The following is a 14,586-nucleotide window of genomic DNA, read 5'->3' as shown; positions in this document are numbered from 1 at the left end:
TAAACTAGTTAATGATTGAAAATTGAGTGCTAGCATGCCAAGAATACCGTGTGAATTTCTTAAAAAATCTTATAGTCATAGTCCTTCTTTGCAAGTCTCCTATATTTAAGTATAACTTTGCTATTTAATAATCAACATCTTGTTATACACAGTCATCAGTCCATGGTCGAAAAACGTTGGAATTATAAAAAATTACCATCTTCAGAAATAGTAGATACCCTATCAAAAGAATTAGGTGTTAGTTATGAAATTGCTACCTTGCTAGGTCAGCGAGGCGTTGGTACATTCGATGAAGCTAAGCATTTTTTTCGTCCTAGCTTATCTGATTTACACGACCCGTACTTGATGGCAGACATGACCATCGCAGTTGAACGATTGAGTAAAGCCGTTGAGCAAAATGAGAAAATACTAATATATGGTGATTATGATGTAGATGGTACTACTTCTGTTGCTATGTTTTATGGATTTTTGCAAAAGTATATTCATCAGAATATTGAATTTTATATTCCCGATCGTTATGCCGAAGGCTACGGTGTTTCGCAAAAAGGGATTGAATATGCCGCCGAAAATGGTTTTGCCCTCATCGTAAGCCTCGACTGTGGAATCAAATCTATTGATAAGGTAGCTTGGGCAAAAGAACATGGCGTAGATTTTATTATATGCGATCACCACCGACCAGGCGACGAGTTGCCAGATGCGGTAGCGGTACTAGACCCCAAACGTGAAGACTGTCTATATCCCTTCAAGGAATTAACAGGTTGTGGCGTGGGCTTCAAGCTTTTGCAAGCCTACTGTCAGGTAAAAGATATAGATGTCAATTTATTGCTGCCTTATTTGGATTTAGTCGTGACGAGTATTAGTTGTGATATTGTGCCAATTGTGGGTGAAAACCGAGTTTTGGCTTTTTATGGTTTACAACAACTCAATACCTATCCAAGAACTGGACTAAAAGCGTTGATTAAATCCGCTTCGCTGGAAGGCAAAATGGATATTACCAAAGTAGTATTTGGGTTAGGTCCAAGAATCAACGCAGCAGGAAGAATTCGCCATGCGTACGATGCTGTTGACCTAATGTTATCTGAGGACGAACAAAAAGCTGAGGAATTTGCCCGTGTGATTGGTCAACATAATACCGACCGCAAAGGACTTGATTCATCGATTACGGCCGAGGCGTTGGAAATGATTGCCCAAAATAGTGATTTGGTTGCGGCCAAAAGCACGGTGTTATTCAATGAAGCTTGGCATAAAGGTGTAATCGGAATTGTAGCAAGTAGATGTATCGAAAAATATCATCGTCCTACCATTATTTTGACAGAATCTCATGGCAATGCTGCTGGTTCGGCTCGCTCAGTGCCAGGGTTTGATGTTTATGACGCCATTGAAGAATGTTCGGAGCATTTGATTCAATTTGGTGGACACACTTTTGCGGCTGGTCTTACGTTAGAGCTAAACCAAATTGAAAATTTTAGAAGAAAGTTTGAAGAAGTTGTTTCTCGAAAAATCTTACAAGAACAACTGTCTCCACTAATAGAAATAGACTTGGCATTGCCATTATCGGCTATTACCGACAAGTTTCATCGTATTATGAGTCAAATGTCGCCATTTGGTCCTCAAAATATGACACCTGTTTTTGTCAGTCATAAGGTACAACTGTATGGTGCTCCGATCAAAATGAAGGAAAAGCATCTGAAGTTTCAAGCATTTCAAGAAGGTTCAGCGGCTTTTACCTGTGTTGGTTTTGGCATGGTGGAAGACTTTTTTGATAAATTATTAGAAGTTCAAACTTGCTCTATTTGTTATACCATCGAAATCAATGAGTGGCAGGGTAAAAAGAGTTTTCAACTTATGTTGAAAGATATTAAGTTTGAATAACTAAAAGCACAGATGCTTTCAGTTTGTGTTTGTTTCTAAATATCGTATTCTATTTTAATTCATAGATAAAAACGGCAGGGTTATTTCAAAGGATTTTGCCACAGCAATTATGCTACTAAGAACAGAAAATCTTGTAAAGAAATATGGTCAGCGCTTGGTCAACAACAATGTAAGCTACCAAGTAGAACAAGGCGAAATTGTAGGTTTGCTCGGTCCTAATGGTGCTGGTAAAACGACTTCGTTTTACATGGCAACAGGTTTGGTAAAGCCTAATTCTGGAAAAGTATATCTCGATGATTTGGATGTGACTAACTTGCCCATGTACAAGCGTGCACGTTTGGGAATTGGCTATTTGGCTCAAGAAGCATCTGTTTTCAGAACGCTATCGGTTGAAGAAAATATATTAGCAGTATTGGAATTAACTAGCCTGTCTAAAAAAGAGCAAAAAGAAAAAACAGAGCAATTACTGGAAGAATTTTCATTGACTCATGTTCGCAAAAACCTTGGACAAGTACTATCTGGAGGCGAGCGTCGTCGTACCGAAATTGCCCGTGCCTTGGCGGTTGACCCAAAATTCATTTTGTTAGATGAGCCTTTCGCAGGAGTTGACCCTATTGCTGTAGAGGAAATTCAAGGTATCGTAGCCAAGCTCAAATATCGCAATATTGGTATCCTTATTACCGACCACAACGTAGACGAAACATTATCGATTACTGACCGTGCTTATTTGTTATTTGAAGGAAAGATTCTAAAATCAGGTACACCCGAAGACCTTGCTTCTGATGAACAAGTGCGTCGCTTGTATCTTGGTAAACACTTTGAATTAAAGCGCAAAATCTAGTGCAATATCTCTTTGAGAACAGCCAAAGATTTTATCTCTCCAAAAGTCTCTAAATGTATTTTGTACCAGTGTAATAGGATCTCTACCATTTCATTTCTCGAATGACGATCTATTCTCGGTACTTCTCCATATTCCAAACCCCAAAGGAGTTGAAGCCCAGCTTTAGCTCCTTTGGTTAAAGGGTATCCGTACAAGCTCAATTCCTCTTCCATCTCTTCAAGTGTTTCAGGCAAAAAACCTAAATACGCTGTCATTGACAATAAAAACTGAATATGAAAGCACTCAAAGTGCTTATCGGCACCGTCTAGCCACAATATCGATTGCTCTACAAATTCGAACAGTTGTTCATTCGGGGTTTCTTCCCTTAGCGTTTTGGTCAAAATCTCAGTGACAAAAATCGCTACCGATGATTTGGCTATCTCATAAGGAATAGATTCGAATGGATGATTACATTTGATTTCAGCAATACGATGAATATCCTTCCCTTCCTTATGATATATCACAAGGTCGAGTAAAGTGAGTGGCTGAAAAAGTGCTATTTTGTTTTTGGCTCTTGCACTCCTTACCCCATTCTCAATGTACGATTGTATACCAAACTCTTTGGTATAGATTTTGGCAATAATCGAGCTTTCTTTATACTTCACATAGTTGATGACGATTCCTTGAGTTTTACTTAGCATGACATTATTCTTCTCTTCTCCACTTCAATTTTTCGACAGGTATTTTTTGTTCTATCTGCTCCCGCAAAATATCCATTATCTCTTCAACTGGCATATTGGGGTCAAATTGAATTGGCTCTTTGAATGTAACCGAAAGCGTTGTATTACGTTTTTTAAATAAAAGTCCTTTTTTGTCAAAGGCTCTTCTAAAACCGTTGATTACCACAGGAACCACAATGGGATTGTGCGCTTTTATCAAGTGCGCGGTTCCTTTACGAAGAGGAGCGTAAGGCGTAGTTGTTCCTTGCGGAAAACTCACTACCCAGCCGTATTTTAAACCTAATCCTACCTTATCGTTTGCAGCAGTATCCAATTCTCTTTTTACGTCATGTCCTTTGGCTCTCCACGAGCGATTTACTAAAATAGCTCCTGCTTGTGAGAATATTCTCGGCAGCAAACCTCCTTCCTTCATCGTCTCTGAGGCGGCCACATAAAATAGGCGTGATCTAGGTGCCAATAAGTAAATGGGAAAGTTTATAGAATTTTTGAAGCCCCATTTGATACTAAAAAAAACATGATACAAGCAAATCACATCCATGAAATAAGTTTGGTGATTTGACAAGAATAGGACCCCCGTTTGTGGCAAATTTTCGAGGTGTTCTGTCCCACTAATTTTGGTTTTATTATAAACTCTCAATCTTCCGTAAGTTATCCAGCCTAAAGTAAACATGATGATTCTTTTCAGAAACATCGAATTACCAAAAGGGTCTCTCTCCACAATTCCAAAGACATCAAACATGGATAAAAAATTTCGGATATGTAATTTCATTGCTAGCAGTTTTAGTGTCTTAGACGGTATTTCTGTCTAAGAAATAGTTTGGTTTTTGAGTCGTTTTAGACAATACTTAATTGGTCGAAGATATACATTTTTTTACAAATAATATCAATCACTATTTTGGCTCTCGCCATACCTAACCTGTGTTTATAAATAGTTTAGCCTATCTCATTTTATGAAGAAATTACCAGAAGTAATACTATTCGAACGTTCAATCAAACTATTATATTCTTTATTTTTTATTCAAACAAGCGCTATAATTTGTTTCTATGGTTAGTATATACTCGCCAAATTTGTGTTGTAGGTTTTAGCTTAATTTGCAATCATTACCTAAAAGACAATAAATTAACTAAAAGGATAATATAAGTTTTATTTATCCTTTTAGTTAAACAACCGAACGTTCAATCAAAAATTAAACAATTGATAATCAAAATATTAGCACTCATTAAATTTCAAAATAACCATTCTATTCATTTTCTTGTTTACTTTAATGAAGGATAATTTTACTTCATTTTGGCATTACAACCTTTATTTTTATTGTAAAAACCTAAACTAATGAACATACTAATCACTGGAGGAACTGGGCTTGTGGGCACACGGCTTACTGAGCTCCTCACCGAACAAGGTCATTCGGTTTGGCATCTGAGTCGCAAAGCTCAACAGAGAGGAAACGTAAAAACTTTCGTTTGGGATATAGACAAAGGAATCATTGATGAGGAGGCTCTTCGCGGAGCTGACTATATCATCCACTTGGCAGGTGCAGGGATTGCAGATGAACGTTGGACACCAGAACGCAAAAAAGAAATCATTGATTCTCGAACAAAATCAATGGCGCTGATTGCGCAAAAACTCCAAATGATTCCACACAAAATTCAAGGGTTTGTATCAGCATCAGGGATTGGATTTTACGGCGCAGATACAGGGAGTGCTATCATTACCGAAGAGTCTCAAGCAGGCAATGACTTCGTTTCCGAGTGTTGTATTCTTTGGGAAAAAGCCGCTGACCAAATAGCAAATCTTGGTATCAGAACGACCAAACTCCGCATTGGTATCGTACTAGCAGAGAAAGGAGGAGCACTGCCCAAAATGGCTCTGCCAACCAAATTTGGCTTTGGATCACCACTTGGTACAGGCGAACAATTTCTGTCATGGATACATATTGATGACCTTTGCAGACTCTTTATCCATGCACTATTTACCCCTACTGTTCAAGGTGTTTTCAATGCAGTTGCAGACAATCCTATCAACAACCGAACGTTCAATCAGATTTTGGCAAGCGTATTGAATCGCCCGTTATGGCTACCAAATGTTCCGTCTTTCGTACTAAAAATCATTTTTGGAGAAATGGCTTCTATTGTACTTGGAGGTAATAAAGTACTCAACAATAAGGTCAAACAGGAAACTTCTTTTACATTTTTGTATGATGACCCAGAAGCGGCTTTACGTGATATTTTCAAAAAATAGCTATCATGAGAGTTTAAAAACTGTTATTTTGTGGGACTTTATTCAACAATAAACATTTTTTTGAACACTCTGAACATGAAAAATATCTTGGTGTATTGCGGAGCATCTGTTGGCTTCGATGAGATTTATAAAAATACAGCTGTTGCCGCTGGCAAGCTTTTAGTAGAAAAAAACAAAACGCTTGTTTACGGTGCCGGTAGCGTTGGTATTATGGGAATAATCGCCGATGCAGTACTTGAAAATGGGGGAGAGGTGATTGGCGTAATTCCTTCTTTTATGGAAAAATTTGAGGTTCAGCATAAAGGCCTTACTCAAATTCATATCGTGGAAACTATGCACCAGCGCAAGCAATTGATGGCTGAAATTTCAGATGCAGTGGTAGCATTGCCAGGCGGCTGGGGAACGCTCGATGAGCTTTTTGAAATACTTACTTGGAAACAATTAGGACTTCACCAAATGCCTGTTGGCCTGCTCAATGTTAATGGTTTTTATGACCCCTTGATCGAAATGATTCATAAAATGGTGAAAGAAGGTTTCTTAAAGCAAACCAATTTGGATATGTTGATGATTGATGACAACCTTGAAAGCCTCATCAATCGTATGGAACAAGCTGAATATCCAGATTTCCCTGTTGGTAAATGGGTGAATAAAGCCTAACAATACAGGGACAGCTTTGTTCGTTTGCCTATGATATAAACCCTTTAATATTGGCTATTTTCATGAAAACCTATACTTCGTTGGCTATCGTTTTGTTGTGTATCCCATCTGCATTCTTGATGGCACAAAACAAACCCGAAAACCTTGGTACTGCCATTAATACCGAATATTCAGAATTGGGACCCGTTATGTCTCCTGATGGTAAAACACTTTTTTTTGGACGCAAAAATCACCCTCAAAACAAGTACGGTGTTAATGGTTCTGAGCAGATAGCTGGCTCCCAAGATATTTGGTTTTCAGAAAATACGATGGGTGCATGGACACCTGCTAGACGTATGTCCGAAAACCTCAACAGAGACCAATACAATAGTATTCTGAGTATATCTCCCGATGGGCAAACTATTCTCATGAAGGGTGCTTATTTGAATGGACAATACGAAACACGAGGTTTTTCTATCGCCAAAAAACTTGAAGGAGGCTGGGGACTTCCGCGCAAATTAGAAATTCCTAAATACGAAAAATTAAGCAGAGGTAAAAACGAACATGGCTTCTTGTCTGCCGATGGAAAGGTTTTATTAATGGCCTTTTCAGAAAAGAAAAACTCTGATGAAGATGATATCTATGCTTCTTTTTTAGAAGATGATGGAACTTGGTCTGAACCCATGAATTTGGGTGATGATATCAACACCAACTTTACCGAAACAACACCTTTTTTGGCTGCCGATGGTAAAACTTTGTATTTCTCTAGTAACAGAGAAGGTGGAAAAGGTAGCAATGACATCTATGTTTGTAAACGTAAAGACGAAACTTGGGTCAACTGGACAGAGCCTCAAAACATCGGCGAACCTATCAATACCGATGAATATGATGCCTATTACACGATTCCAGCCTCTGGCGATTATGCTTATTTTATTTCTGGAAAAAGCTCTCTTGGTAAAAAGGATATTTTTCGTTTAAAACTAGACGCCTCCGCTACTTCGCCAATCCAAGCGGGTAACGACCCAGTTGTCGCAACCAATAAGCCTTCTAGTAAAAACACCAAAAATCAACCCGCACCCGATGCTACCAAATCAGAACCTGTTGTCCTAGTAGCAGGGAAAGTGATTGATAGCAAAACAGGGAAAGTACCTAAAAACGCCAAAGTCATTTATGAAGATTTGACCACTGGAAAAGAATTAGGTCAAGCCAGTCCAGACCCGCTGACTGGTATTTACAAAATCGTATTGCCTTACGGTAAAAACTATGGTATTACAACCAAAATCGATGGTTTTGTAGGGACTTCTCAGAATATTGATTTGAGTAAAATTTCAGGAAAATACCTTGAAATAGAAGGAAAAGATATTACCGTTGCCCCAATCGAAGCTGGTACGAAGATAACGATGAACAACATTTTCTTCGAATTTGGTAAAGCTTCCTTACAGCCTGAATCAACTCCTGAATTGAAGCGTATCGCTGAGTTTATCAAAAAGAACAAAATCAATGTTGAAATCAGTGGGCATACTGATAATGTGGGTAGCGATGAGGTCAATAACCGACTCTCGCAAGAGCGTGCAGATGTAGTGCGTAACCAACTCATCGCTTTTGGTGTAACTCCTGAGCGAATTATAGCAAAAGGATATGGCAAAAATCGCCCTAAGGTAGCCAACGATACTCCAGAAAATCAGGCGACTAATAGACGTGTAGAGTTTGAGATTTTGAAGAATTAAAAACTATTTACTCTTTTTTACAGTTATTTTTGTAAAATGATTGCCACAAAGGCTCAAATATTCGGTATTTGAGCCTTTGTGGCTAATTGTGTTTTTCAGAACTGAAAAACTCTTACCTTACGATAAAAACAGACTCTAGCTTTTTTTCAACCATGCTTGTTAAAGATTTCCTGAAGCTCTACCGTGAAGATGGCGTTGTGCAAACTATTTCGGAGCAAACCAAAAACCGAGAAAAGTATCCTCATATTCAATTAAAAGGGCTTTCTGGTAGTCTTGATGCCGTTATTGCCTCAGCAATACATCAACTGAACCCCAAACAAGACCATTTATTCATCCTTGAAGACCGTGAAGAGGCGGCATATTTCCTCAACGACCTCCAAAGTTTACTGGGCGAAGAAGTTCCTATGCTTTTTCCAATGTCCTACAAAAAGGCCTATCAATACCAAGATATTGACAATGCCAATGTATTGATGAGAGCAGAGGTTTTGAGTAAAATCAACAATAATACCAATACAGGACAAATCATTGTTTCGTATCCTGAAGCACTTTTCGAGAAAGTTATCAACAAGCGTTCTTTGATGAAAAATACGCTTACTGTGTCTTTGAACGAACAGTTGGATACAAACTTTTTGGCAGAGGTTTTATTAAGTTATGATTTTGAAAAAACTGATTTTGTATACGAAGCAGGGCAGTTTTCTATTCGTGGAGGTATTGTAGATGTTTTTAGTTTTTCGAACGAACTCCCTTATCGTATTGACCTCTTTGGCAACGAAGTCGAAAGTATCCGTACTTTCGACCCAGATTCACAACTTTCGATTGAATCAGTTTCCAAAATCAATATCATTCCCGACGTTCAAACCAAACTAATTCAGGAAACTCGTGAGCCTTTCTTTCAATTTTTATCGCCCGATACACGCCTTTGGTTTAAGGATGTTGAACATGCTTTAGAAATTGTGGAAAAATGCTTTGAAAAAGTAGAGCAAAGTCTACAAGAAATCTTAGCAAAAAGTGGAGGAATTCAAGTTGTATCTGACCCTAATCAACTGTTTGAAAGTCGCCGTAGTTTTTTACAGTTAGTCAAAGGATTTGGCTCTATTGAATTTGGAAGAAGGTTTTATTTTAAAGATAAAACCGAAAAACTGACCTATCAAGCCAAATCTCAACCTTCGTTCAACAAAGACTTTAAACGTTTGGCAGATAATCTTCGGGAATATCAAGGCTTTTATTTTACGAATATTATCACTTCCGAATCACAGCGTCAATTAGAACGACTGACCACGATTTTTGAAGAAATCGACTCCAATGTGCGCTTTCAGCCTATTACTATTGGACTTCGCGAAGGATTTATTGATGAGCAAAACAAAATTGTTTGTTATACCGACCATCAGATATTTGATAGATTTCACCGTTTTAAAGAGAAAAGTAAATACTCTAAATCAAAAGCCCTTACGCTCAAAGAGCTCAGAACCTTGCAAGTAGGCGATTATGTGACCCATGTCGATTACGGAATTGGGCGTTTTGCAGGCCTTGATAAAGTAACAGTCGGAGAATCTGAGCAAGAAGCTATCCGTTTGATTTTTAGAGACAACGACGTATTGATGGTCTCTATTCACTCTTTGCACAAAATTTCAAAATTTTCGGGTAAAGAAGGTGGGCCTCCAACAATGTCAAAATTAGGTTCGCCAGAATGGGAGAATAAGAAATCACGCATCAAGAAACAAGTTCAGGATATTGCCAAAGAGCTTATTGCTCTTTATGCACAGCGTCGTTTGGCGCAGGGATATGCTTTTTCAAGAGATAGCTTCCTACAAGCCGAATTGGAATCTTCGTTTATCTATGAAGATACCCCAGATCAGGCAAAAGCCACAGCTGATGTAAAAGCTGATATGGAAAAACCAAACCCTATGGATAGGCTAGTTTGTGGTGATGTGGGTTTTGGAAAGACCGAAGTGGCTATTCGCGCGGCATTCAAAGCTGTTGCAGACTCCAAACAAGTGGCGATTTTGGTTCCAACTACGGTATTGGCCATGCAACATTTCCGTACTTTCCGTGATCGATTAGAAAATTTTCCTTGTCGTGTCGAATATATCAACCGTTTTAAGTCAACACAGCAAATTAAAGAAACGCTAAAACGTGTTGCAAATGGCGAAACCGACATCTTGATTGGTACGCACCGCATTGTGAATAAAGACGTTTCTTTTAAGAATTTAGGCTTAATGATTATTGATGAAGAGCAAAAATTTGGGGTAAAGGTTAAAGACCGCCTCAAAGAAATGCGCGTCAATATCGATGTGCTAACGCTTACGGCTACCCCAATTCCTCGTACTTTACATTTTTCACTAATGGGTGCTAGGGATTTATCGGTAATTGCTACGCCTCCTCCAAATAGACAGCCAGTAACTACAGAACTGCATGTATTTAGTGACCAGTTGATTCGGGATGCGGTGAGTTATGAGTTGAAACGTGGCGGGCAAGTCTATTTTGTACACAACCGAGTGGCAGAGCTTGAAAGTATTGGAAATACGATTCTGCGCATGGTTCCAGATGCCAAAATAGGAGTCGCACACGGACAAATGGAGGGCGACAAACTCGAAAAGGTGATGATGAACTTTATTGAAGGTCATTATGATGTCCTTGTTTCTACAAATATCATCGAGTCGGGAATTGATATACCGAACGCAAACACGATTATTATCAACCATGCCAATCATTTTGGACTTTCTGATTTGCACCAAATGCGAGGTAGGGTAGGGCGTTCGAACAAGAAAGCATTTTGCTATTTGTTAACCCCTGCACTTTCTCTATTGACTACAGATGCTCGTAAGCGCCTTAGCTCTTTGGAAGAATTCTCTGATTTGGGCGATGGATTCAAAGTAGCTATGCGAGATTTGGATATTCGTGGCGCAGGAAATTTGCTTGGTGCAGAACAAAGTGGCTTTATTAATGATTTAGGATACGAAATGTATCATAAAATACTCGACGAAGCAGTTCAAGAACTAAAAGAAAACGAATTTAGAGCCTTATTTGAAAATGATTTGGCCGAATCTGCCAACAAATTAAAAGTAGATTGTCAGATTGAGACCGACATGCACGTACTTATCCCAGAAAATTACGTAACCTCTATTTCTGAAAGATTATCGCTTTATACCCAACTCGATGATATGAAATCGGAAGAAGAGTTAAAGAATTTTCAAAGAGCTATTAACGACCGCTTTGGGCCAATTCCGCCAGAAGTGAAGGATATGATAGAAATCGTGCGAGTTCGTTGGAAAGCAGAAGTTTTAGGAATTGAAAAAATTATGCTAAAAAATAATAACCTGCGTTGTTTCTTCGTTTCCTCACAGAACGAAAGGTATTATAAATCAAGTGTTTTTGGCAAGATTCTTGATTATGTGAAAGTCAACCCTAAAAAATGTTCGCTCAAAGAAGCGAAAGGGCGGTTAATCCTTAGCTTTGATAAAGTCACTTCTATTGACGAACTTCAAACAATTCTGACTGACATATACTCTCGAGGATAGTTTTTTGGAAGTATTTTCCCAAACATCGTTCAAAAGCGCAAACAAATTGGGTCGCTTCAGCGCTTTTTATACCAAAAACACTAATTTTGTGTTTAATCAATAACTCGATTTTAGTATTAAATATTTATACAACGACAATCCAAGTATTTAAGAAATGAAGTTGTCTATCAAATCAGTAGCTGTTTTATTACTAGGGTTAGCCCTTGTGAGCAGTTGCAAAAGCAAAAAGCCGAATAGTGTTAAGCTAGGTAAAAACAGTACTGCTACTGGTATTACCTACAACAAAAAAGGAGGATTCCAAGTTGATAAAAAATTCAAAGGCCAACCTACAGGTCCTAACCTCGTGTTTATCGAAGGTGGACGCTTTACGATGGGTGCTCTTGAAGAAGATGTTATCAACACTCGTGACAACTTGGAAAGAACCGTTTCTGTGCAGTCATTCTATATGGATGAGACAGAAATTGCCAATGTTCACTATCTCGAATACCTCAATGCTATTCAAAAAGACTCTTCACAAGAGTTTTATGAATCTGCTCTTCCAGATACATTGGTTTGGAAAGACGAATTAGCGTTCAACGACTCTTATGTTGAGCAATATCTTCGTTATCCAGGCTTCCGTATGTATCCTTTGGTAGGTGTTTCTTGGACTCAAGCGACAGACTATTGTACTTGGCGTACCGCGGCGGTTAACAACGACTTAGCCATGAAAAACCAAAAAGGCAAGAAGTCTACTACCAAAAGAAAGGGAAAAGCTGCTGGTGCTGAAGTAAAAGCCGCACCTGCATTCTCTGCTGGTCAACGCCTTCCAATCGAATCAGGAATTGTATTACCTGCCTACCGTCTTCCAACAGAAGCTGAGTGGGAATATGCTGCAAAAGCTATGATTGGAACGCAATACGAAGATGAAAACCAAGTAAATCAACGTATTTACCCTTGGGATGGTCCTTCAATGCGTACAGCTAGAGGCAAACATAAAGGTGAAATGTTAGCAAACTTCAAACGTGGTCGTGGTGACTATGCTGGTATTGCTGGTAAGAGTAACGATAAAGCCATTATCACAACTGAAGTTTATTATTATCCAGCAAACGATTTTGGTTTGTACCAAATGGCTGGTAACGTAAATGAATGGGTATTTGACTTGTATCGCCCACTTTCTTACGAAGACATGAACGACTTGAACCCTATTCGTAGAAATGATTTCATGGATAATGCTAAAAACTACGATAGAAAAAATAACAACTCTTTAATTGACAACCATTCAAGAGTTTACAAAGGTGGTTCATGGGCAGATGTAGCTTATTGGTTAGCTCCAGGTACTCGTAGATTCCTAGACCAAGATTCGTCAACATCGACTATCGGATTTAGATGTGCGATGATTCGTGCTGGTACTAATAAATAAGAATATTCATTTTGAAAAGGGCTTAAAATTTCGATTTTAAGCCCTTTTTTTATTGTTCGGCACATGCAAGCACCATAATAGAGATTTCTTTCGGATTTACTGCCTTTATAGCCTCAAAACACGACCCTATTGTGGCACCCGTAGTCAAAGTATCATCCACAATAACGATTCTTTTATTTTCAAGTATTTCAGGAGTTATCACCTCAAAGAGTTTTTCTACATTCTCGAAACGTTCCATACGCTTTTTTCTTACTTGTGATTCCGTTGCTCTTACGCGTTGAACAGCGTTTTCCAACACAATACCTCCCAAACTTTCTGCGAGTCCTTCTGCAATACATGTTGCCTGATTGTAGCCCCGCTCTAATTGTCGTTTTTTATGCAAAGGAATAGGAATATATACATCAAAAGTATTTGCCAAACCTACTTCATTGAGATCGGCTCCAAACCATCTTCCAAGCATTTGACCTAGTTCTTGATTGCCTCCATATTTGATGGCATGCATGATATGTTGAACATTACTGGCTTTCTTGAATTTGAGATAGGCAAATTGATGTTGGGGCATAATTCTACCTGCAAAACGATTTTCCAAAACATGATAAAGCCCTTTGTGAGAGTCAGTTTTGGGTAAATCAAACATGCAGTCGGTACAAAGATGTTTTTCTTGGGCTACCAGTGGCTCCTTGCAAGCCACGCATACGTCAGGAAAAAGCAATTGTAGAAATGCTTTGAACATGTTAGGTGTCATCGGTGTTGAGTATTAGGTGTAATAGACTTTGCGCTTTTTATTAGTAAATTAGCGTTCTTTTAAATGAATTAACGATTTTTTTCAGAAACAAACAATACCATTATGAGCTTAGTCACAGAATTTAACGACTACAGAGCTAAAATGAACGAAAAAATTTTAGCTGGTGATAATAAAGTAATCAAACGTATTTTCAATTTAGATACCAATACTTACGCAGAGGGTGCATTATCAGAAAAAACTAAAGAGATGATGGGCTTAGCTTGTTCTATGGTTTTGCGTTGCGACGATTGTGTCAAATATCATTTGGGCAAATGCTTTGAGTTCGGCGTAACGGATGCTGAAGTTCAAGAAATTTTCTCAGTAGCTACTTTGATCGGCGGAACAATCGTTGTTCCTCATTTACGCCGTGCTGTTGAGTATTGGGAAGCTTTACAACAAGAACAATAAACAGAAAAACGGTTCTGACATAAATCAAACCGTATTTTCTCAATACCATGGATATAGAATTAGAAAACCTGTCTCAAGAATGGGATATTCTTCTGGATAAACTAGAAAGAATGATGGAAAAACGTCCTTCTGATCTTAATTCAGTGCTTTTTTTAATCGGAGTACAAGAGCTAGGGAAAGGACATCGTTTTTTTACCAAAGAAGAAAAACAAGACTTGATGCACATTGCCATTTGTAAAGTGCTTAGTTTTTCTGGGATATACGAACTAGAAGGTACCGACCAAGATGGCTGGCCACATTGGAAACTGGTTCAACCTTTGCCTTTTGTGAATCTATTGGAACAAGAAAAGCTTTTAAAGGCTCATGTAATTGAGTATTTCGAAAAAGAGGTTTTTAATAGTTAAGGTATTAGGCAAAAGGCATCAGGCAAATAGGTTAGAAAT

The 14,586-nt window shown here is 38.4% G+C and carries 12 protein-coding genes; 9 read left to right on the top strand and 3 right to left on the bottom strand.

Going from position 1 to position 14,586, the window contains the following annotated elements:
* Nucleotides 1-162: 162 nt before the first annotated feature.
* Both recJ and lptB read left to right on the top strand, forming a co-directional pair.
* A complete protein-coding gene (gene recJ, locus QM524_RS12675) occupies nt 163-1,872 on the top strand; it encodes a single-stranded-DNA-specific exonuclease RecJ (protein ID WP_283344892.1) in 1,710 nt (569 codons plus the stop codon).
* 109 nt (nt 1,873-1,981) lie between these two features.
* Nucleotides 1,982-2,713: an LPS export ABC transporter ATP-binding protein gene (gene lptB / locus QM524_RS12670; RefSeq protein WP_095163549.1), complete on the top strand. Its 732-nt coding sequence runs from the start codon at nt 1,982-1,984 to the stop codon at nt 2,711-2,713.
* Here the strand turns inward: lptB and recO are convergent.
* The gene (gene recO / locus QM524_RS12665) at nt 2,710-3,393 is read right to left on the bottom strand and encodes a DNA repair protein RecO (RefSeq protein ID WP_283344891.1); all 684 of its coding nucleotides are present in this window, start codon (nt 3,391-3,393) and stop codon (nt 2,710-2,712) included. The two genes, lptB and recO, sit on opposite strands and share 4 nt — an antisense overlap.
* A gap of 4 nt (nt 3,394-3,397) precedes the next feature.
* Nucleotides 3,398-4,201 carry a lysophospholipid acyltransferase family protein gene (locus QM524_RS12660; protein ID WP_283344890.1) on the bottom strand — a complete coding sequence of 268 codons (804 nt, stop codon included), beginning with the start codon at nt 4,199-4,201 and terminating at the stop codon, nt 3,398-3,400.
* 561 nt (nt 4,202-4,762) lie between these two features.
* On the opposite strand from QM524_RS12660, the gene QM524_RS12655 reads away from it, so the two are divergent.
* The 5 genes from QM524_RS12655 to gldJ all read left to right on the top strand — a co-directional run bounded on the left by QM524_RS12655 (nt 4,763) and on the right by gldJ (nt 12,951).
* On the top strand, nt 4,763-5,671 hold the full coding sequence (locus QM524_RS12655; RefSeq protein WP_283344889.1) for a TIGR01777 family oxidoreductase: 909 nt from the start codon (nt 4,763-4,765) through the stop codon (nt 5,669-5,671).
* Between the two features lie 75 nt (nt 5,672-5,746).
* Nucleotides 5,747-6,328 (top strand): LOG family protein, encoded by a 582-nt coding sequence (locus QM524_RS12650; protein ID WP_283344888.1) that lies wholly within the window; start codon nt 5,747-5,749, stop codon nt 6,326-6,328.
* A 62-nt stretch (nt 6,329-6,390) separates the two neighbouring features.
* Complete coding sequence (locus QM524_RS12645; RefSeq protein WP_283344887.1) at nt 6,391-8,034, top strand: OmpA family protein; 1,644 nt, start codon at nt 6,391-6,393, stop codon at nt 8,032-8,034.
* 152 nt (nt 8,035-8,186) lie between these two features.
* A complete protein-coding gene (gene mfd / locus QM524_RS12640) occupies nt 8,187-11,552 on the top strand; it encodes a transcription-repair coupling factor (protein ID WP_283344886.1) in 3,366 nt (1,121 codons plus the stop codon).
* A gap of 154 nt (nt 11,553-11,706) precedes the next feature.
* Nucleotides 11,707-12,951 carry a gliding motility lipoprotein GldJ gene (gene gldJ, locus QM524_RS12635; RefSeq protein WP_095163542.1) on the top strand — a complete coding sequence of 415 codons (1,245 nt, stop codon included), beginning with the start codon at nt 11,707-11,709 and terminating at the stop codon, nt 12,949-12,951.
* Nucleotides 12,952-13,000: 49 nt separating this feature from the next.
* On the opposite strand, the gene QM524_RS12630 is transcribed toward gldJ, so the two are convergent.
* Nucleotides 13,001-13,684 (bottom strand): ComF family protein, encoded by a 684-nt coding sequence (locus tag QM524_RS12630; protein ID WP_283344885.1) that lies wholly within the window; start codon nt 13,682-13,684, stop codon nt 13,001-13,003.
* A 114-nt stretch (nt 13,685-13,798) separates the two neighbouring features.
* Here QM524_RS12630 and QM524_RS12625 point away from each other — a divergent pair, with 114 nt between their 5' ends.
* Together QM524_RS12625 and QM524_RS12620 are read left to right on the top strand one after the other, a co-directional pair.
* Nucleotides 13,799-14,143, top strand: coding sequence for a carboxymuconolactone decarboxylase family protein (locus tag QM524_RS12625; RefSeq protein ID WP_283344884.1), 345 nt, complete (start codon nt 13,799-13,801; stop codon nt 14,141-14,143).
* Between the two features lie 47 nt (nt 14,144-14,190).
* The gene (locus QM524_RS12620) at nt 14,191-14,547 is read left to right on the top strand and encodes a hypothetical protein (protein ID WP_095163539.1); all 357 of its coding nucleotides are present in this window, start codon (nt 14,191-14,193) and stop codon (nt 14,545-14,547) included.
* Nucleotides 14,548-14,586: the final 39 nt, after the last annotated feature.

The organism is Flectobacillus roseus (assembly GCF_030056595.1).
GTDB lineage: Bacteria > Bacteroidota > Bacteroidia > Cytophagales > Spirosomataceae > Flectobacillus > Flectobacillus roseus.
This window is presented reverse-complemented; position numbering and strand designations above follow the sequence as displayed.